We start from the raw sequence: 21,177 nt of genomic DNA, 5'->3' as shown, positions 1-21,177 counted from the left end.
TGAGTAGGCCACCGGCCGTTTGCAGCAGGTTGTCTACTGCGGCCGTTTGCCTGTTCGCTCCTGCCCGTGACCAACCCTGCGTAATATACTGCAAACTAGTTACTCTTTAATCACGACCTTCACTTCAGCGGAAGATTTATTATTGAGTACATCAGTTACTTCGTATGAAAATTTGGTTTCGCCCGGTTTCGGGTTCTGATCCAGGGTGTACAGAATGCTGCCGTCGCGGAGTACGTCGAGCTTTACACTGCCGGGATTATTATTAATCCGTACGTCTTTGATACCAGCGCAGATACGGTCGTTCAGTAACACCGACAGCAGGACCACGCCCCGTTTTACGTCCAGGGCCGGGCGGCTCAGCGAAATGGTCCGTTCGTCGTTGACGGCCGTAAGCTTGCAGTTCGGATCGGCCGATTTAACCTTGATCCGTACGACCGCCTGCAGACATTCCCCGTTTTCGCAGCGCTGATACGTTAGTTCATCATCACCATTGTATCCCGGATTGGGCTTGTAGACGATTAGCTGGCCGAACTCACTCCAGCGCGTTGGAGTCAGCAGATAAGCGGTTCCGTTGGCCGGCTTTTGCGTAATCGTGAGAGGAACCTGCCGACTGGCTTTGCACAACTGATCGTTCAGCAGCGGAAACATAATCAGCGAATCACTCAGCAACCGCTGGCGGAAGCTTATCTGATCGTCGTTCAGCTTGAGTTGGCAATCTTTGAACGGGTCGCCAACCACAACCTTGACCGGCGCGAGGAGCGTACGAACCTGACCATCTTTGAGCGTAACGGTAATTTTGTAAAAGAAGTCGTCGTAGCCGTTGAAGTTCTCGTTGGGTTTATAAACCACCTTGTCTCCCTCGATGGCTACCGTACCATTTTTAGGCGCACGCAGGACGCCCAGTGAACTGGTGTTGACCGTAGCCGTACAGAACCGATCGTTTTTGAGCACTTCGATGGTCACGGCCGTGTTGGCGGCCGTCCGGACAACATCGGCGATCGTACCAGCGTAGCAGGGAATCCGGCTCGTGTCGGTCGTTACGTTAATGGTAAAGGGACGAACGGGTGCGCCCGCTTTGTCCGATGAAATGAGGAATTGATCGGAGCCATCGACGAAATCAACGTTGGGCGTGTAAATCAGTACGCCCTCTTTGCTGAACGACGCTTCTCCCTGCTGGGGGGCTTTGCTGATTTTGAACGTAGTGGCCGATGTCAGATCAACGTACGATTTCAGGTCGATGGCGACCTGCTGGGTGGGCATCGTGTAAAATTCAACCCCGGTGTTCGGCTCGTCGCCGGGGCTGACCTCCTGCCCAATTCGATCACAGGCCAGTATGCTGGCCGTCAGAAGTATACTTGTTAGTAAGCGAGTGTTTTTATAGAGGTATAGCATAAATGGGCGCATGTTTCAGACCGCTACTGGCCGGATAGACACGCCCTATCGTAAAAGGGTTGCATGCAGCATGTTGAAGCAACGTAAAACAAAACGCAGGGATGATTACCCTTGACTGGGTGGACTTGCCGCGGGGGTATCTCGGGGTGGTTGTGGGGCAGCAGAGCGACTGGGTGAATTGCCAACGGCAACATTCCTGAAAAATTCCGGATCGCGCTGATAGGCATCCCAAAGCTGCCTGGCTCGCTGCTGAACGTCGGCCGAGCGGGACCCGGGTTGGGGCGGGCGCTCTTCAAACTGCCGCAGCAACCGGTAGCACAGGGTCAGTTCGGCGCTGGCGATGATCGCATCGAGCCGGAATTTGTCATTCAGCCACCACAACGTAGTACCCATCGAGCGGGCCTGTTCAATCACCGGCTGGATCGTACGGAGTTCCTTTTTCCACTGCTTGGGTGTGTCCCGATCATTCTCGGCCCGAATCAGCCGATCCAGCACGCTCGACAGACGTTTATATTCCCGACCGGCTGCGGCAGCGGCATATCCCTGGCTCCGGATCCGGCGCAGAAAGATGGTGTCGAGCAAGGTCATAACGCTCGTTAACCGGATGGTCAGCAGATAGACGATCTGCTTGATCGACAGTTTGCGAATGGGCAACGTAGCCTGGCCATAGATGGGATCGAAGGGTTTGCCCGTTTCGTTCAGTTTACCGATGGCCCAGCGTACGGCCCATTGCAGACCAAACCCGACCGTTAGCGCTCCGCCGGCCAGCATCCCGAGCAGGAACCCTTCAAAGGGCGGATAACGCAGAACAAACAGGTGCAGGAGGTAATAGCCCAGCGCCACACCCGCCACACCCACCGCCCAGCGGAACCAGTTATCGACCTTACCGGGCAACGATTCCAATCGGTCGCCCTCACCGGCGCTGGGGCCGGGTTCAGGAGCCTTGTACAGATTAACCCCGGCGCTCGATACGTCGGAAATCAGCAGCAGCGACATGGGGCCGATTTTATCGTAGATCGGATCACCGGGCTTAATATCGTTCTTTTCGCAGTAACTGGCGTTGCGGTCGCTGGCGATCAGCAGGCTCTCGGTACCCTGGTTGTCGTAGACGCCACCATCGAGCAAAGCCAGCCGGTCGATGGGTAACCGCCCGTTATCGTAGTCGTAGAACAGCATTTCGCCGGGCTGGCGCGGAAAATCATCCGGCATTACCAGCGGTTCGAAGCCACCCGGGAAGCAGGACGAAGCCGCCACGATGTCGGCCAGCCGGAGCTGCCGGGCGTCGTTGGGTTGGACGAAAACGTTTCGATTGCCGATCAGGTAGCCGTCATCAATGCCCGATGCGTGCTGAAACCGGAACGCAAGTCCTGAATACAGCTCGGTGGCGTTGAACACCACCGTTTGCAGCGGGAAGCTGTCCAGATCGGATTCATTCCAGAACTCCCCGAACGTAGCGCCGTCAAACAAATCGCTGTCGTATACGTCGGCGAACGCCCGGATCAGCTTGTAGTTAGGCGAACTGCTGCCGGCCAGCGTTTTCTCCCACTGCTGCAGCGCTTTCCGCAGGAGCGTATCGTCGTACAGAATGGCGTAAAACGATTCGTAAATCGTATCGAACGGAACGCCCTGTTTGCGTTTCAGCGCGTAGTAGGCGCCCACGATCGTTCCGCCCGATACGGTCGAAATCATCCGAACATTATCGAGCAGGCCAAGCGTATTCAGGGCTCTGAGGGTGCCGAGGTGGTAAGCGGCAGCCCGGAAGCCGCCCCCCGATAAGGCCAGTGCAATGCGGTCGAAATCAGTATCCGACTGGATGCCGTCTGAGGGAACTACCTTTGGTGTTGGTTCCGGCTCCTGATTGGCAGGCGTGACTGGTGTGGTCATTGATAAGGGTGGTTTAGGCAGATGCGTCTCGGGGTGGTGTGATCGTCAGGTCAACGTAGTTGATGGTTCGATCGTCGACCGGTACGTCGACCTGGAGGCTGACTTTTAGTTTCGACTTGATGAGCTCGTCTTCCTCCGGCCAGTTCTGGGGCAGGGTGAGGTCATCGGCCCGCAGGAACCGAACCGGTGCCTGACGACGCGAATCGGTAGGAATGTTGGCAAACGCATCCAACAGATTCTGGTACGGAATGTCATTCCAGCGATACCGCCGGGCAGTCTGTGCGTCGACCGGGATCAGGGCGCAAAGCTTCGGACTGGTCATCTTCTGCAGCCCCGTTCGTTTCGGTGTGGCGTTGTGACTGCCGTGGTGCCCTACCTTATAGAAGACCGTCTTTTCCAACAAGGTCTCCGGCGTTACCGTACGTTTTTTCCCTTTCTTGTTTCCCGGTACCCGCCATACAAACTGACGTTTATACTGAGGATTATTGCTGGCGTTCGTAAAATCATCGTCCCAGGCCGACCAGACACCGTATTGCGCATCGCCGGGAAAGAACAGCACCTCGCCAGTCTCAATCAGTTCAATGGCAAGTACCAGACTCGTGTTGTTGGTATACTGGTTTAGTTTCAGCGCCAGACTCTCGGCCGAGTTACGCCAGTCAGTATCGATGCGTCGCCAGTCATTTTCGTCGTCGAAATATTGATGCAGTACGCTACTGTCGCGTCCACCGCCTTTCATCTGCTGGAACCGGCGTTCGAGCAGCGACCTCTCGTAGCTGTTGCTGTTGCCGTTGAACAACTTAGGCGACAAACGCTGGTAGTCCGAGCCCGGCTCCAGCCGAACCGGGACAATGTATTCCTGGTCAAACGGCGCTTTCGATACGTATTCCGCAAAGGTTGTGGCGGAGTCAAACGCCCGACCGAATGAATAGGTGTCGGCTATATAATCGGCACCTATGTACAATTCGCCGTGGACATGGCTCTCTCCGCGTCGAATGTATTCGATGGGCGGTGGGCCCAGCACATAAATCCGGACGCCGGGAATGTCGCTGCAGAATTCGCCCGGCATGAAGTAGCGGGTCTTCTCAGCCTGGCCAATGAGCCGATCATAAATCGGATTGGCATGATGCTTCCTTTGATCGGGTTCGTCGGTTGCGTCTACGTCCCGCTCAAAGCGAAACAACTCGCTCAGCAGGTTGCGGGTCCCCTGACTGTTCAGACCGAGTTCCTCCCGTTGTTCCGGGGGCAATAACTGAAAGGCAGCCTGCAGTGTAGCCCGGGTTTGGTCTTTGTACTGACGCCAGTCTTTAGCCGGGTCATAGTCGGGGCGCTCGGTCCAGCCCAGCCACAGTTCCCGGATGCTGAGCTGGTCAATAATGTCTTTGGCCTGGCGGAAGCCCGAAATGTGATCTTCGTGCTCATGCGTAATGACGAGGTAATCGAGGGGTTGCCTGTCGAGACCGTCTTCGTGCAGGTGGCGGGCAATGGCCTGCATGTGTTCGGCCTGCCCGCCCCGAACCCCAAAATCGATGAGCATCCGGGTCGTTTTGTCGGGGTGCCGGAACGTCAGCAAAAAGCAGTCGCCGAAGCCAGTGCAGTACATGCGGATGGTAACGTCGTTGAGCATGCGGTTGAGGATTAATGGCCCTGGTGGAGAATGGCAAATGCTTCCGTCGCCTGATGCGGCCCAACGAGCCGGGGCGCAAACGGCGATTCCGTTTCTGATGGTACGTAGCAGTACAGGCGCACAATTTCGGCCGCTGCCCGCTCCGCGCTGATGACGTGCCGGTTGTTCTGCAACCGGATCATGTCCTTTCGAATAAAACGGGTTGTGCGCTGATCGATGTTCAGGACAATGGTACAGCCACCTTTGAATCCATACGGCTCATCATAACCAGCCAGCTTGATCTGGCAGGTCTGCATGATGGTCATGACGACCTGGTTGATAACGTTCATTTCCGGCCCTATGCGCTGGGCCCGGCTAAGCGTATAGACCCCGTAGTTCGGGCAACCGTCCAGTTCGTCGATTGACACCCACTCAACCATAATTTCTTTCATCCGTTCGGGCATCCCGAGTCGGTTCAGTTCGGCCAAGAGTGCGTTGTTGAGCAACGTCATACTGAGGTCATTGCAGATTTTCAGGTCCGCCGGATTCAGCAGAAGGCCCATTAAACCCTGGAATCGTTTCAGCGAGTCGCCGTCAAATTCCCGAATGGCCTGTTCAATCCGGCGTTTATAGTCGGTCGTCAGGTTAAACAGGGCCTCGCGGTTCTGAAGCATGAGCGCCGTGTCGTCGAAGTATTTTCGAACCAGGTATTTAATCGTAGCCAGCGAATCATGCCCTGATGTTCGCATTCGTTTTGGATTGAGCATCGCGGGCTGCTGCTCCGCTGTGGTGATCGGCTGAATGAGCTGAGCGTACAACGGCCGAATGGTATCCAGCCAGACATGCCAGGTGTGGGGCAGGGCCTGCTCCGGCGTCATGTCGGTTTTGGGCTGCAAGCGCAGCCATTCGGCGGGCAGGTAATAGATTTCATTAAGAAGATCGTCGACCCGTCGTTTGAATCGTTCCGGCTCCGATGCTTCCAGGCTTTTGCTGTTGAGGGCAGCAGGCGCCAGGCTGTTCATGGGCAGTAAATCACTTTCCTGGAAGCAGGAGTGCGTCAGATTCTCGACCGACAGCGTGCGGATACCGGTCGGATAAATGCCCCACCGCTTGAATGACTCGACAAACGCTACCCGGTAGCCCATCGGATCGTTGGGAACGAGGTCGACATCGGCCGTTATGACACCCCGCAGGAAGTCGCCGAACGTACTACCCACCGGGGGGCAATAGTCCAGCGCCCGGATACAGATCGTCAGAAACTGTTTGGCCGTTCGGGAGGCTTCGCTGGCCAGTCGACGTACCAGATCGGGGTGCAGATCGCCGGCCGGCATAACCCCCGTGCCGTTGGTAGCGATGCGGTACAGATCGGCAGTACGTTTGCGATAAATATTCAGGAATGCGTCAAATACGGCCGCAACCAGAATACTGCCACGAGCGTGGGGTTCGGTCTCTTCCTCGTAAAGTTTCGGATTGGGTGTGACGGGGCGCCATTCTTTTTTCTCGTTGTCGGCGTTGCCGATGGCGTTGCGCAGGGATCCATGATTACCCACCGCCAGACCCATCTGCTGCGCCAGTTGAGCCAGCCAGTTGTCGCTTCGGAGATCACCCCGCGTCCGGGCGATCTGGTTTTCGATCAGGTCGGTAAACGTAAAATGCTGAAACAGGGCGACCAGATCCGAAAATGCTTCGTGGATGGCCAGCGTATCCCGGTGCAGCGGTACGATGTAGCCTTTGTGAATGCCGTCGATCAGGGCGTGGGTGACCTCATGCGTAATGATGTCGTGCGACAGACACGTAAATACCAGACTGCCGGGCATCAGGGCCGTTACGTCGCTGGGGCGGGCCGGAAAATACCCGAACAAGACCGCCTTACGAGAAGGGCTGTAGTAGGCGTTGGCGTCGCGCAGGGCATGCGGATACAGCCGCAACCGCTGAACATAGGTTTCGGTTGGCCAGCCGTCGGCATCGACCGGCCCTTCCCGCGACGACCAGAGTACGGGGCGGCCCAGCGCTTTCTCGAAGTTCTGAATAGTCGTCATCGCCACGGCGTACACCATCTGCTGATGGAACTGCGGATTCCCTTCGGAGGGCGGCAGTCCATCCTGCGCCAGCAGAATCGGGTCGTTCAGGTCGAGAGGAGGATAGAAAGCGCCACTGGCCGGGTCCACATCGATTACCTCAACGTATTCGCCGATTGGCCCGGGCTTCAGGTCGCTTTCCCAACGTACCGGATAAACCAGCGTGTTGATACCTACCGAATTGAGCTGAACGGCAAAACTGGGATCAAAGGCATACCCCCGCAGACGCCGGAATACCGGCTGCAGGGATGAATCCATGATGTTGTGCGAGTGACCAACCGGCTGCGGTTTCATGAGCGTACGTATTGGAGTAAATTTATACGCTTTGTAATAATTTATAGCTTATCGAAACGTCTATCTTGAGTAAACGTAACAGTGATTGATTGATCGGTAGCTAATCCGTATGAGTTTATTAATTCAAGTAAGTTATGAAGCCTGATTAGAATATACACCTGGTGTTGAATACATAGGCAATTGATTTAAGTCGTCAAACTGACTACTTGCCGTATTTTGTATTGATTTATAATTATGAATTTACGTAAACAAATATATAAGTTGTTTCTTTTTTAAGTTACTTATAACTTGCGGTCAGTCTTTACAACAATACAGATTTTACTCATGTATTGTAACCACCGTAACAAGAGCATTTCAGGCTTGCAGACAGGGCCGTTTTCGCCGGAGCGCCGAACAGGCAATGCGTTCGGCCGCCCCTGGTTTGATAGACCCGGTACCGTTCGGAATGCCTGTAAATCGAGGAGCCTGCTGTTTGTTCTGCTTTGTTGCTGTTTCCTTCAGGGGTATGCCAGCCAACCGACGGCCGTACGGGGCGTACTGGATCTGCGCAACACAGATTTGTCGAAGAACGTAGTGGCGTTGGATGGCGAGTGGAGGTGGTACTGGCACCAATTGCGCAAGCCTGAACAACCTGATGCCGGATTTGAGTTTATTCGGTTTCCGCAACTGTGGAACGCAGCCACCTGGCAGCGGCAGCCTATCTCGGCCCAGGGTTATGCGACCTACTCGCTAACCGTCCTGTTGCCGGCTCATTCGGTTGGGCTGGCGCTGGAAGTGCCGGATCAATACTCGACCTACCGGCTTTTTGTGAATGGTAAAGTGTTCGCGCAGGATGGCACCCCCGCCACTACGCTGGCCGAAACCCAGCCTCACTGGTCAACCCAGCTGGTCGAACTGCCCGCTACGGGCGATACGCTTCAGCTACTTATGCAGCTGGCTAATTTCCACCACGCGAAGGGCGGAACGGCTCAGGCGATGCGGCTGGGCGAGCGAACGCGGCTTGCGGCCGTGCTGACAATGGATCACGCCCTCGATCTGTTTCTGACGGGCTGTCTGTTCATGAGTGGGCTGTTTTTTCTGGGTCTGTTTGGCTTCAGCCGTACTGATCGGGCCATACTCTATTATGGCCTGTTCTGCCTGATCTATTGCTATCGGATCGTCGGCACCCATCCTTACGTACTGCATACGATCCTGCCCGATCTATCATGGCAACTGACGGTCCGGTTCGAGTATCTGTCTCTATACCTGGGCGTGGCCATCTTCGTAGTTTATACGCACACACTCTATCCACAGGATACGAACCGCAAGATCAGTGCCGTGATGACCTGGCTGTGCGTTGGGTTTGCCGGCACCGTGCTACTACTGCCAACGGTTCTGTTCACCAAATTCATGAATCTGTTTCTGGCGCTCATGGTCAGCTACATCGGGTATGCGTTTTACGTATACTGGCTGGCGGCCAAACGTCACCGGCCCGGAGCGCGCTATTCGCAGATGAGTACGGCTTTGTTGATGGTCGTTTTTGGCCTGATCATCCTGCAGTACTTCGGGGTAGCGATGCCGGCAAAAGCGATATTGTTCATAGGGTATTTGGGTTTTTTCTTTCTTCAATCGCTCGTGTTGGCCTACCGTTTTGCTTTTGCGCTCAGCGAAGCCCGCCATACGGAGAAACAGTTTCTGGCCAACATGAGCCACGAGATCCGGACCCCGCTCAATGCGATCATTGGTTTCTCGAACCTGCTCGATACGGCCGCGTTAACCGGACAGCAGCAGGAATTTGTTCGTTACATTCATACCGCCGGCAAAAACCTGCTGACAATCGTTAACGACATCCTCGACATCGCCAAGATTGAGGCCGGTAAGCTTCCATTAGAAATCATTCCCTTCAGCATCCAGTCGCTCAGTGATTCGATCCGAACCATGCTGCTGCCGACGGCCGTCGATAAGGATTTACAACTGGTTGTCGATGTGGACCCAACCCTGCCGCCGGTGCTGCTGGGCGACCCTACCCGCCTTACTCAGATTCTGCTCAACCTGCTGAGTAATGCCATTAAGTTTACCAAACAGGGGCGCGTAAGCCTGCGCATCGACCAACGGGACGTATCGAATGGGTTTGTACGGGTTCGGTTCGTGGTGCAGGATACCGGTATTGGCATCGACCCCGGGGTGTTGCCTTATATCTTCGAACGTTTCCGGCAGGCCAGCGATTCAACCACCCGGTTCTACGGCGGTACGGGCCTCGGTCTGAGCATTGTTAAATCGCTGGTCGAACTACAGGGTGGCTGGATTCGGGTGTCCAGCGTACCGGGTGAAGGCTCTTGTTTCACCCTTGAAATTCCGTATGAAATCGGTAAAGGCGAGAGCGACCAGGCGGCTACAAAAAGCCTAGCAAGCTGGAAATCGACCGGGCAGACCTTACGGATACTGGTTGTGGAAGATAATCCCATGAATCAGAAACTGGCGCTGAGTGTACTAAGCCGCCTGGGTCATTCGGCCCAGGTTGCCGAAAATGGGGAACAGGCCCTTGAATGGCTTCAGCGCAGTACGTTCGATTTAATTCTGATGGACATTCAGATGCCGGTGATGGACGGCTACACCACAACACGCCACATCCGTACTACGCTGCGAAAGAAAACGCCGATCATCGCGATGACTGCCCATGCCCTGGCAAGTGAACGGGAACAGTGCCTTCAGGCCGGCATGAACGACTTTTTGTCGAAACCCTTTCTGCCCAACGATCTCCAGCAACTCATTCGTAAGTACGTGCCCAGCGGACCGGAGCTGGAGGTGGTTGCTGAGCCGGAACGCATCCCGGTAGCCGATGCGGCCAGTTTTACGATGGAACCCCTGCTGAAGGTAGTCGAAGGCGATTTGTTTCTGGCAACTCAACTGCTGGAGTTGTTTCTAAGTCAGACCATCGAGCAACTGCAGCAGATACGTCAGGTGATGGCCGTAAATGAACTGAATGTCATTAGTCAGGTACTACACAGCCAGAAAGCGTCCATAAAGATGCTGGGCTTAGACAAGGCTAGTCTGCAGCTGGAAGAGATCGAAGCGCTGATTGGCGCAAAAGCGGCCCCGACCTTAATTGTCGCACGGGTGCAGACCTACACGCTGACGCTCGAAGCCGAACTACCCCGCATTGAATCGGTCATGCTGTCGGCGGTGCAGAAACTGCCATCTGCCTAAACGCGCTTCAGATCAGGATTATCACAAAAATAAAAGCAGCCGGCCCTGGGGCCGGCTGCTTCGTATCTAAGCACTACTGCTTACAGATTGCCTTTCTTCATTTCCTTCACGGCGAAATCGGCGGCACGGGCCGTCAGGGCCATGTACGTCAGCGACGGGTTCACGCATGAAGCGGACGTCATGCAGGCACCGTCGGTGTTGAAGACGTTCTTCACGGTATGAATCTGGTTGTGCGCATTCAGTATCGATGTTTTCGGGTCGCGACCCATGCGGGCCGTTCCCATTTCGTGGATACCGATACCGGGGTGCTTCGATTCGTCGTTGTATGGCGTTACGTTCTTGCAACCGGCGGCTTCGAGCATTTCGGCTGCGTCGTTCATCATATCCTTCCGCATCTTCTTCTCGTTCTCGCCGTAAGCAGCATCGAACACGATCAGCGGCAGGCCCCACTTGTCTTTCTGATCCGGCGACAGGGTCATGCGGTTGTTCGGATCGGCAATCATCTCGCCGAAACCACCAATGCTCATCGTCCACTGACCGGGGGTAGTCAGGCTCTCCTTAAAGTCGGCACCGAAGCCTTCAACCCCGTTACCGCGGTTCCAGCCGGCCCGGCCTGCACCACCCTGGTAGCCGAAGCCACGCACGTAGTCGCGCTTGTCATTACCCCAGTTGCGGTAGCGCGGGATATAAATACCATTGGCCCGGCGACCGTAGTAATACTGATCTTCCAAACCTTCGTACGTACCGGAAGCACCAACGGCCAGGTGGTGGTCCATGATGTTACGGCCGAGCTGGTCTGAATCGTTACCCATACCGTTCGGGAAACGCTTCGACTTCGAATTCATCAGAATGGCCGTGCTGGCAAAGGCCGAGGCATTCAGGAAGATGATACGGGCGTAATACTCACGTACCTGCTTGGTGTTCTGATCAATGACCCGAACGCCGGTTGCCTTCCCTTTCTGCTCATCGTAAAGGATCTCCGATACGATTGAATCAGGGCGTAGCGTCAGTTTACCGGTCTTCATAGCCGCCGGCAGCGTAGCCGCCTGGGTGCTGAAGTAGGCACCGTACGGACAACCGCGCATACACTGGTTCCGGAACTGGCAGGCCGCCCGACCGAGTTCGTAGTGGAACTGTTTCGGCTCTGTCAGGTGCGCCGTACGACCCATGATGATATGGCGACCGGCAAACGCCTTTTCCACCCGCTTCTTTACTTCCTTCTCCACGCAGTTCATCTGCATCGGCGGCAGGAAATTGCCATCGGGCAGTACGTCCAGCCCGTCTTTTGCTCCCGAAATACCGGCGAAGCCTTCTACGTAGGTGTACCAGGGGGCGAGGTCTTCGTAGCGGATCGGCCAGTCAACGCCGATGCCTTCCTTCGCATTCGCCAGAAAGTCCTCTTTGTTCAAGCGGTAGCTCTGCCGTCCCCACATCAGCGACCGGCCACCCACGTGGTAGCCCCGAATCCAGTCTACCTGACGACCTGGCTTTTCGAGGTACGGGTTTTCTTTATCGTTCTCGAAGTGATGGCGCCATTCTTCGTTGGCTGTGTAGCCGGTACGCATGTTGGCCCAGTACTCCTCGGCAGCCAGCGTCGTAACGCGGCCCCGGTGGGGGAAATCCCACGGATTTTTAGTCGCTGTTTCGTAGCCTTCAATGTGCTTGATGTCGCGGCCCCGCTCCAGCATCAGTACTTTCAGGCCTTTTTGAGTCAGTTCCTTTGCGGCCCAACCCCCTGAAATACCCGACCCAACGACGATGGCGTCGTAGGTCATATTTTGTTTAGCGTCAATATTGAGATTCATTGTTAGCAGGTTTTCTGTTTCGGTTTACAGCGGCCGGCGCCCCGGGATTTCGTACTGGCGTAGTACGTTCGGAGTGCAAAACCGAAAACTGTAAACAGTAAACTGTCTTAAATTGCCCACGCCTTCTGGCCGGGCTTCAGCGGCACGCAGCCTTCGTACCGACCCGGAACGGCTACGTACTCCAGTGCCTGTGTGCAGCCGATTTCGGAGGTGAAATACCCAGTCAGCGTCAGGTCCTTCATCATGGTAAAGAACGGCGTTGCACTTTTACGTTTCTCGTTCGGCATCTGCACATCCTGCTGACCGCTGGCATTCTGCGCCCTGGCTTTGGCCATGTCGGCGCGTTGCTGCTTGGCATCGGCTTCCAGCTTCTTCACAATCTCAATGCGCTGCGCCGGATCAAGCTGAACGAATGCCTTGCCGTAGGCGTCCTGGCTCAATTTGTTGGTCTGCGCCAGGCCTTCCAGAAACTGCTTCTGGTCCGCTTCTTTGTAGCAGTCTTTCACTAAAATATCAATGATCTCATTGACCTTAGCTGCTTTGGCACCCGGCGTTTTTGTGGTCGGTATGATTGTTTCAGCCAGCTCGGCAACGGTTGCATCCTGGTCGGCCGTGAAAAAGACCGGCTTACCGGTCGTGGCCCGACGGATGGCCGACGCTTCGAGCGTATCGGCCAACGCAGGCAGCGACACCGTAGTGCCGACCAGCGCGGCAACCCGCATGAGGGCGTCTCTTCTGTTCATGGAATTGAGCGAGTTAGTCGTTTCAGATAGAACGATGTAAGGAAATACAAATGTATAAAAATCAAGGATTGGATAGGAGGATTTAGAGATAAATTCAGAATGGTTATAAAGAGCATGGCACTCCGTATCTAAGCCCTTCACAACCCGTTGGTTATGCTTTGGAAAAAAAGTGAAATTTTCTCTTGACTCTCCCCTTACGTCATAGGCTACTTTTACCGCGTCGACCACAACCACAGCCACGTATGAAACACTATTCTGTCAGGAAACTGGCGAAACTGGCGGGGGTGAGCGTGCGCACGCTCCACCACTACGACCGGTTGGGGCTTTTGAGGCCATCCGTCCGTACCGAGGCCAGGTACCGACTCTATGGCGAAGACGAGTTGATCCGGCTGCAGCAGATCCTCTTCTATAAAGAACTGGACTTTCCCCTTACGGAAATAAAGTCCATTCTGGATGCCCCTGATTTCAACCTGCTGACGGCGTTGCAAAGCCATCGGCAGGCGTTGGAGGTCCGCCGGGACAGGCTGTCGGTGTTGTTGGATACGATCGATAAAACGATGGTAAAACTTAAAGGAAAAGAAGGTATGCTTACAGACGAAGAATTATATGCGGGCTTCCCCAGAGAGCGGGCGGAAGCCTACCGACAGGAAGCCGTCGCCAAGTACGGCGCTCGGGTAGTCGAGGAATCGGAGAGCAAACTGCGGCAGATGGGTAAACTTAATTTTGACGCCCTGAAGGCCGACGCTTCGGATATTGCTCAGTCATTGGTTCGTTTGCGGGACGCTGACCCAACCAGCCCGGCAGTACAGGCGCAAATTGCTCGCCATTATGTCAACATCCGGATGTTTTGGGGGGACTCCGTCGGCGGGGGGAACGTAACGGAAGCCTACAAGGGCTTAGCGCAACTGTACGTGGATGATCTCCGCTACACAGCCAGCTACCTCGGACACGAAGACCCTGCTTTTGCCGCGTTCCTGAATAGGGCGATGGTGTATTTCGCCGATACGCAACTTGCTCAATAGTGGGGGCCGAACCCGTTGTGCAACGGGTTCGGCTTTGCTTAGAACAACTACGCTGTTGTGCGCTTAAGACTCCAGTGTTCGACGATTCTGCCGGTACTCAGACGGAAAATGTCGTAGAACGTAGTCGGTTTCTGCTCGAACCACCCACTCGCCTGCACGACTACAAAATTGCCTTCGCCGATGATCCGATGTACCTGATCGACAGTATGGTTATTGTTCGTCTCGTGGAGGTAGTTTTCTAATCCCGCGAGGCCATTAGCGATTGCCGGGTTATGCTGAATCAGATCCTGCGACACAAACCGCGGAAGATCGCCAAGTTGCCGGTTAACGTAAACAAGTTCGAAGAACGTATTGACCATTCTCTTGTTCGCCGTCGCAAGGGCGACATCCTCAACTGGCATTGGTCCATCCATGATCAGGTGTCCGTTGGCCGTTGCTGCTGGTTCATTCTCAACGGCATCCCAATGCTCGGCCACTTTACCCTCTTCAAACCGAAATACGTCAATAACGGCTTTTCGCTGCCCTCCCCAGTCGAAGCAGAGGTTTGTCACTACGTAGTCGCCGTCGGCGATCAGGCGCATGAACGGCTTAGTGGTTATGGCCGGCTTAGGCATCTGCTTCATGTATTGAAGCGCTTCAAGTACACCGGCTTTGCCCGGCTTCATACCCGGACTGTGTTGAATGTAATCATCAGCCAACACGTGTTCGGCAAAAGCTATATCGCCCTGTCCCATCGACCGGACGTAGAAATCACGGATAATTGATTTGTTGAACGCTTGCTGTTGCATGGCTTGGTTCTTCTGAAATGATGATTGGAAACCTTCAGGCGCTACTAGCCAGGGCGTCGTTGACAGCAACTGTTTTTCGCGACGCCGTATCAGCTATAAGCCCTGAAATCTGGAAAGCGAAAGATGACAGACGGAGTGAGTCTGCCTGGAATGCAGCGTAAGAGGTGATATTAGCCTACCTACGCGGAGAGGAAGGCGTTTTCAGAAAACGGCTGCGGTATGTATTGGAGAGGATTGTCAACAGAGTAAATGTAAAGACTTTTTCGTTACGAGGAATCATCATCTCTTTAGCAGGCAAGGCTGGTAGTCGATGATCTACGATTTATAAATCTCTGTACATCGGTTTATCGATACTATCCTGTGCCGCCAATGTCTATACCCTTAGAGGTTGTTTGGGGAAGGCCGTTTTTAATCATAACGGAAAGCCTGATGAGCCGTCAGTAATTAGTTGGTAAACAGCTTTCAGCGAACAGAAAGGTACTGAAGCTTCAGTGTTCACTGGGATTTGTTTTGTATTAGAATCTTTTCGTATTAACATCTAATGAACATAGCTATGTTCATGAGTTTTTAAAAAAATTTAAAATTTGTTTTAAGCAGTATATACTCATAAATGGTGAATTGGTATTAGTTAAAAACACGACTTCACTATACGTGTTTAGTTGGTGTAATTTTTTAAAACAAATCTCTGTAAATCAATAAGTTGATAGTAAGATTTTTTTGAATAAATAGTGCTAAAATAAATATAAATACTTACAATATTTTTGGCTCGTTTGACTTCAGTTTATACTCATAGTATTCGGGATTTGTGGCAACCGCTTAGTTAATTATTTAACTATTCGCATCGCTTTAATACTAAGTTTGTTTAGTACCCTAAAAAAAGCGTACTCACCTTGTAACTAACTACTTAACTGTGTCTACTTCTGGAAAAATGCGTTATTACGGCCTGGATTCCGTGCGGGTCAGTATGATGATGCTGGTTCTGATTGCCCATGCCGGGGCAAGTTACGTTGACAGACCTAGCCAAAATTGGGGGAATTTTCATGACGCCAAATACAACCACCCCTTTTTCGAATACCTTTTTCTTGTAATCAATGTGTTTTGCATGCCGGTATTCTTTGTGTTGTCCGGATTTTTTACCGCGCTGATAATACAACAGAAAGGAGTACGGTACATGATTAGTAATCGGTTCAAGCGGATCTTCCTGCCGTTTGTAGTTTTTTTAATCCTGATCTTCCCGATTGCATACGTAGGGTTCCGGGTTGCAGCCAGTGGCTCACTTCAACAAGGAGAAGTAGCCATCCGGGCTTTGCTAAATGGACAAGTGTACTGGGGACTGATTCACCTTTGGTTTATGTACTACCTATGGTTACTGTGTATAGTAGCCGCAGGGGTACTGTTTGTCGTAAACAAACTACCTGCACAATGGAGACAGGCAGGTATGGCGCTATTCGAGCGGATAGCCACCAGCCGGTTCTATTTGTTAATTCCGGGCTTCATTTCCTATCTGGCCCTATTGCAGATGTACGGACCATGGACTGAAACGCCCGCTTCTTTCAAGCCATCGCCCCGGATGCTGCTGTTGTTCGGTATATTTTTTGGGTATGGCTGGCTGTTACAGCACAGCAGACATCTACTACAACGCTTTACGGTGCGGCCCTGGTTGAATACAGGCTTGGGGTTAATATTCGGGATCGCTTATTTGCTGGTCTTGTTTAATCCACAGGTCTTTCCAACGCCAGCTGCGTATTTTGCCACAGCCATGGCCATGTCGGCTAGTTGTATGTGGACGTTCATTGCCGGGTTGATTGGCCTTGGCCTTCGTCATAACAACCCGACTCCGTTTAATACAGTACTCGCTCAGGCCTCGTACTGGATTTACCTGGTGCATCTTCCGCTCGCAATCTGGATTCCCTACGCACTGCTCGACTGGCAAGTGTCTGTTTTTATAAAGTTTGGTGTAACCCTCACCGGTATTCTGCTGCTCACCTTCGGCTCATACCTACTGTTGGTACGCAGTACATTTATTGGCCGTTTTCTGAACGGCCGAACGTACCCACCCATCGGCCTGAAGTGGCTTACGTTGCAAACTCAGTCGGCGTAAAACCAGCAGTTAAACAAACGAAATAAAATGAACACCGACCTTACTATCAATTCTGTGTTAGCTCAAGAGCCGGTAGCGGCAACTAAACTATCGGCAATCAGTATTCCATCAACGATCTATGCGGTTGTGCTGTCCTCGCTCCTCATTGTGTGGAGTATTGTCTGGGACATTATGTGGCACATGAGTATAGGTCGGGACGGGCTGTTTTCACCGCCCCACGTCGTGATGTACGTTGGGGCCATCATCGCTGGTTCCTTCGCTGGTTATACCATTCTTGCCCGAACGTTTAAAGCGGATCATCCGGATCGGATTCAATCGGTCCGCTTCTGGGGGGTGTTCTACGGCTCCACCGGTGCTTTATTCTGCGTGTGGGGGGCCGTAGCGATATTAACGTCCGCTCCCTTCGATAATTGGTGGCATAGCGCCTATGGCCTGGATGTACAAATTCTTAGCCCACCCCATGCGCTGGGTCTGATAGGTATGACGTTGCTTCAGTTTGGAGCTTTGGTAAGTGTACTGACCCTACGCAACCAGCTTAAAAATAAGACAGTTACCAAAGTCGTACAAAAACGTCTGGAACTCCTGTTCATCGTGTCGGCAGGGTTTCTGATGACGATGATCTACATCCTATTTTATGAAAAGTTCATGGATGGGCAGGGGCACAGATCCCAGTACTACATACTTGCCAGTCTGTTTCTGCCGATTTATATGATGGCAATTGGCCGCACTTCGGCAAGCTCATACCCGATTACAAAGCTGGCTGCCATTTACATGCTGACTATACTGGTGCCTAGCTGGATACTTCAGTTTCTGCCGGCTACGCCCAGATTGGGGCCGGTGTTAAATAACGTCACTCATTATCAGCCGTTCCAGTTTCCGTTCCTGTTGGTCATTCCAGCCTGGGTGCTTGATACGGCCATACAGCGTTATCCAAAACGCTGGAACGACTGGAAGCTGGCTGGTTTAGTGGCCCTGTTCTTTCTGATCACGTTTACGGTTGTGCAGTGGCCGATGAGTGAGTTTATGCTTACTTCTCCCTGGTCGCGAAACTACTTTTTCATGAGTTATACGTGGCCATTCAACGCTCCGTCTGATTATCCGTATCGGTATCAATTCAATCCCGGACTACACGAAACCATGCCTCAACTGCTACGTGGATGGGCAATCGCCCTTGTCGCTGCTTTTTTGTCGGCCCGGGCCGGTCTATGGATCGGTGCCTGGATGAGAAATATATACCGGTAAACGTACCCGAAAAATGCGCAAAACAACACTCCATTTATTTCTGATTTTCCTCTTCTCAAGCTGTTTGATTACGCTCCAGGCTCTGGCGCACGTAGGCAGTCCAGGGGTGGTTATGCAGCGGTCGGCGGGGCCTTACCGGGTTCTGATTCACATTACACCTCCCGATGTGGTGCCCGGTACTGCCCAGGTTTCGGTATGGGTAGAACAAGGGCGCGTACGGACCTGCACAGTACGGCCAATTTACTTCGACAGTGGTGACGAAGCGTCGCCGACTCACGATGAGTTGAGCCCGACCGACCAGCAGCTGACCCGCTTTGACGGAATTGTCTGGCTGATGGGTTTGGGGGCCACCAGCGTTGAATTGCAACTAAGCGGCCCCGATGGCTCCGCCAAAATTGAGGTTCCCGTTATGTCTATAGCTACGGCTCAGCGTGATATGCCAGCAATAACCGCTCTACCGCTGGTGCTGCTCGGGACGTTTCTGTTCGTTTTGATGGTCACTATTGTTGGTATTTGCGTAACCCAAACCCGGTTGAAGGTTGGTCAGCAGCTACCTACTTCCTGGCAGCGCTCCCGATGGATGGCTATGGGGCTAAGCTCGGTGCTATTACTGATTTTGTTAACGGGAGGACGTTTCTGGTGGAACAGCCGGGCCCGCTTCTATTCCGATATTGTCCTGTACAAGGCTCCTAAAATCCATCCGTCGGTTAGGTCATCAGAGTTGGGCAATCAACTGACAATTACTATTGATTCAACCAGTATCAAGCAACAGTCGCGACCGTTGAGTTTTCTGGTGCCAGACCACGGGAAGCTGATGCACGTTTTTCTGGTTAAGCTGTCGGATGCGGGCGCGTTCGCGCATCTGCATCCAACCCGGCTCGATACGTTGAATTACCGGGCCGCTTTACCAGTGTTGCCCAGTGGGCAGTATCGTTTGTATGCCGACATTGTATACCGCAATGGGTTTGCCGAAACACTTACAGATACGGTACAAATTCCCTCGTTGTCAGCATCTTCATCGACCCGGTTTTCCAGTGATGATAGCTGGCTGATCGGCCAGCCGGCCAACGCGATTCGTCAATTACCCAGATTGGATGCGAGTATGGCACCTTGTGGTATACCGGCTGTACGGGTGCCTCTGGCCGACGGAAGTTCGCTGGTCTGGACGGATAAACCTGGTCAGACACTGGAAACGAATCAAATGTATCGACTACGATTTGCTGTTGCCGATAAAGCCGGGCGCCCGGCTCCGCTGGAACCCTATCTGGGTATGACCGGTCACGCAGTTATTGTGCAGACCGATGGCCCTGTATATACGCACCTCCATCCCGTCGGTACGTATTCAATGGCGGCCGAAGCCTCTTTGGTTGAACGAATTGAAGATACCGTCCGTACATTTTACTATCCTGACCCTCGGCAGTTCCGGGATAGTATCGACCGGTACTTGGTTAGTTTGCAGGCGCTTCCAGACGCTGAACGAAACAAAAAACTGGCCGGGGCTATGCAGGGCATGAGCCATCCGGCCAGTGGTGGACTTCACTCAAACATGGTCGAGTTTCCGTATCAGTTTCCGCAACCTGGCAACTACCGGATTTGGGTGCAGGTTAAGCGAAATGGACAGGTGCTAACCGGTGCTTTCGACACGGTTGTCAAAGCCGATTAAACAGACTCAGAACGTTACTTCAGCGGTTGCCGCAACGTAATGAAATACACGCGGTTCTTGTCGACCGTACCGTTGGCGAGCAGTTTTTGCGTGTACTGACCCGTACCGAGGATGCCAAAGTCGTCGTCGTTGCAGATGGCCAGCGTCTGAGCACCAATCAGCGCAATTCCTTCGGCTTTGTCGTGTGGATAAACCGGCGTTACGTCCGTTGCCAGGTCAAGCACCAGCTGCTTGCTGACCGGCACGATGCCGTTGGCCTGCAGGTTGGCCAGCGTTTTCAGTTCTTCGACCGTTTTGCCGCCGTACAATTTGCCGTTTGCGCCGTTGGCCGGGTCAGAAATATCGGTCGCTCCGGTCAGGTCAATTTTATACACCCGCTTGAACAGCGTGCTTTTGTTGGCTTCGCTGCCGAACTCCCCGTCGCGCTCCAGTACCAGAAATGTGGTGTTGGTAATCGCGGTGATTTCGCTGTTAGCCTGCAGATTAGCCCGTTCGATGAGGTAGACGTACTGTTTGGTAGCGCCCGTTGCGATGTCGAACGTCAGGATGCGTGTAACCAGTGAGCCGGAAATGGCAGCCGCCGACGGGTTGTACAGCGGAAACTGCATGATGCCGACGAGCGTCTTGCCGTCGGGTGTAATGGTCAGGCCTTCCATGCCCCGGTTAGCCCGACGCGTGGCAAAAACGGCCGGAATCTGTCGTCCGCCGGTGCCATTGTTGAACGGGCTTATGCGCTCGATAGTCCGCCCCGTGGCATCCAGATGAACCAGGTGCGGGCCGTACTCATCGCTGAGCCAGAACGTACCGTCCGGGGCCAGGGCCATGCCTTCGCAGTCGATGCCATCCGCGCTCGGCGTAATGGTATTATTCGCCAGGTCAAGGGCCGTTTCGCCCGTACTGCCCTGATTGGCTGGGTTGGGCAGACCGTTCAGTTTACCACCGGTGCTGTTTTTCAATTCAATAATCTGCTCGAGTACCATCCTGCCGTCTGTACCGACCCGGAACTTGCCGATCTGCGGAGTGAAGTCCGGCCGGGCAAAAATCTTGATGTTCGTTGTGCCGACAGGCCCATCAATATTAGGGCCCCGGTCGGTGAGCATGTAGAACACGGCCGGATCATTCGGATCCCCCACGATGGCTGAGCCAAAACCGCCGTTGAATACGTTCACGCCGTTCACGTTCGCCAGAATTGTCGGCAGGAACGTACCCGGATTAATGGCATCCGTTACGGCCGGATAGCCCGGAGGGGTTGGAAACCGGTGGTCATTACAGCCTGCAGCCAGCAGGGCAACAGCCGTTGTTACGCTGACGAGCGCGGTCAGAGAAGTAAAGGATTTTGACATAGCAGGGAGAGGTTGCGGTAAAAGCGCAAAATT

Annotated in this window: 13 protein-coding genes; 5 read left to right on the top strand and 8 right to left on the bottom strand. The window is 53.6% G+C overall.

The annotated features are described in order from the left end of the window. Positions 1-99: 99 nt before the first annotated feature. From DYU11_RS04025 to DYU11_RS04010, 4 genes are all read right to left on the bottom strand, one after another. Complete coding sequence (locus DYU11_RS04025; protein WP_119666332.1) at positions 100-1,392, bottom strand: Ig-like domain-containing protein; 1,293 nt, start codon at positions 1,390-1,392, stop codon at positions 100-102. 105 nt (positions 1,393-1,497) lie between these two features. Then, positions 1,498-3,276, bottom strand: coding sequence for a patatin-like phospholipase family protein (locus DYU11_RS04020; protein WP_119666331.1), 1,779 nt, complete (start codon positions 3,274-3,276; stop codon positions 1,498-1,500). 13 nt (positions 3,277-3,289) lie between these two features. Continuing rightward, positions 3,290-4,900, bottom strand: coding sequence for an MBL fold metallo-hydrolase (locus DYU11_RS04015; RefSeq protein ID WP_119666330.1), 1,611 nt, complete (start codon positions 4,898-4,900; stop codon positions 3,290-3,292). Positions 4,901-4,911: 11 nt separating this feature from the next. Then, positions 4,912-7,251: a gluzincin family metallopeptidase gene (locus DYU11_RS04010; RefSeq protein ID WP_119666329.1), complete on the bottom strand. Its 2,340-nt coding sequence runs from the start codon at positions 7,249-7,251 to the stop codon at positions 4,912-4,914. Positions 7,252-7,575: 324 nt separating this feature from the next. Between DYU11_RS04010 and DYU11_RS04005 the strand changes: the two genes are divergently transcribed. Beyond that, entirely contained in the window at positions 7,576-10,437 is a 2,862-nt protein-coding gene (locus DYU11_RS04005; RefSeq protein ID WP_119666328.1) for a response regulator, read from the top strand. An 80-nt stretch (positions 10,438-10,517) separates the two neighbouring features. On the opposite strand, the gene DYU11_RS04000 is transcribed toward DYU11_RS04005, so the two are convergent. Next, the gene (locus DYU11_RS04000; RefSeq protein WP_119666327.1) at positions 10,518-12,242 is read right to left on the bottom strand and encodes a GMC oxidoreductase; all 1,725 of its coding nucleotides are present in this window, start codon (positions 12,240-12,242) and stop codon (positions 10,518-10,520) included. A gap of 107 nt (positions 12,243-12,349) precedes the next feature. Next, on the bottom strand, positions 12,350-12,985 hold the full coding sequence (locus DYU11_RS03995; protein WP_229365686.1) for a gluconate 2-dehydrogenase subunit 3 family protein: 636 nt from the start codon (positions 12,983-12,985) through the stop codon (positions 12,350-12,352). 242 nt (positions 12,986-13,227) lie between these two features. On the opposite strand from DYU11_RS03995, the gene DYU11_RS03990 reads away from it, so the two are divergent. Beyond that, positions 13,228-14,007 carry a MerR family transcriptional regulator gene (locus DYU11_RS03990; protein WP_119666325.1) on the top strand — a complete coding sequence of 260 codons (780 nt, stop codon included), beginning with the start codon at positions 13,228-13,230 and terminating at the stop codon, positions 14,005-14,007. Positions 14,008-14,054: 47 nt separating this feature from the next. Here DYU11_RS03990 and DYU11_RS03985 read toward each other — a convergent pair whose 3' ends face one another. Then, positions 14,055-14,795, bottom strand: a complete 741-nt coding sequence (locus DYU11_RS03985) for a nuclear transport factor 2 family protein (RefSeq protein ID WP_119666707.1) — start codon at positions 14,793-14,795, stop codon at positions 14,055-14,057. Positions 14,796-15,723: 928 nt separating this feature from the next. On the opposite strand from DYU11_RS03985, the gene DYU11_RS03980 reads away from it, so the two are divergent. Genes DYU11_RS03980 through DYU11_RS03970 form a run of 3 tightly spaced genes read left to right on the top strand, consistent with a single transcriptional unit; the run spans position 15,724 to position 19,801 of the window. Then, positions 15,724-16,896, top strand: a complete 1,173-nt coding sequence (locus tag DYU11_RS03980) for an acyltransferase family protein (RefSeq protein WP_119666324.1) — start codon at positions 15,724-15,726, stop codon at positions 16,894-16,896. 54 nt (positions 16,897-16,950) lie between these two features. Next, on the top strand, positions 16,951-18,138 hold the full coding sequence (locus tag DYU11_RS03975; protein WP_229365685.1) for a hypothetical protein: 1,188 nt from the start codon (positions 16,951-16,953) through the stop codon (positions 18,136-18,138). A gap of 13 nt (positions 18,139-18,151) precedes the next feature. After that, complete coding sequence (locus DYU11_RS03970; protein ID WP_229365684.1) at positions 18,152-19,801, top strand: DUF8832 domain-containing protein; 1,650 nt, start codon at positions 18,152-18,154, stop codon at positions 19,799-19,801. A gap of 14 nt (positions 19,802-19,815) precedes the next feature. Here the strand turns inward: DYU11_RS03970 and DYU11_RS03965 are convergent, their stop codons facing one another. Then, a complete protein-coding gene (locus DYU11_RS03965; protein WP_119666323.1) occupies positions 19,816-21,144 on the bottom strand; it encodes an esterase-like activity of phytase family protein in 1,329 nt (442 codons plus the stop codon). Between the last annotated feature and the right edge of the window lie 33 nt (positions 21,145-21,177).

This window comes from Fibrisoma montanum, assembly GCF_003583365.1.
Classification (GTDB): domain Bacteria; phylum Bacteroidota; class Bacteroidia; order Cytophagales; family Spirosomataceae; genus Fibrisoma; species Fibrisoma montanum.
This window is presented reverse-complemented; position numbering and strand designations above follow the sequence as displayed.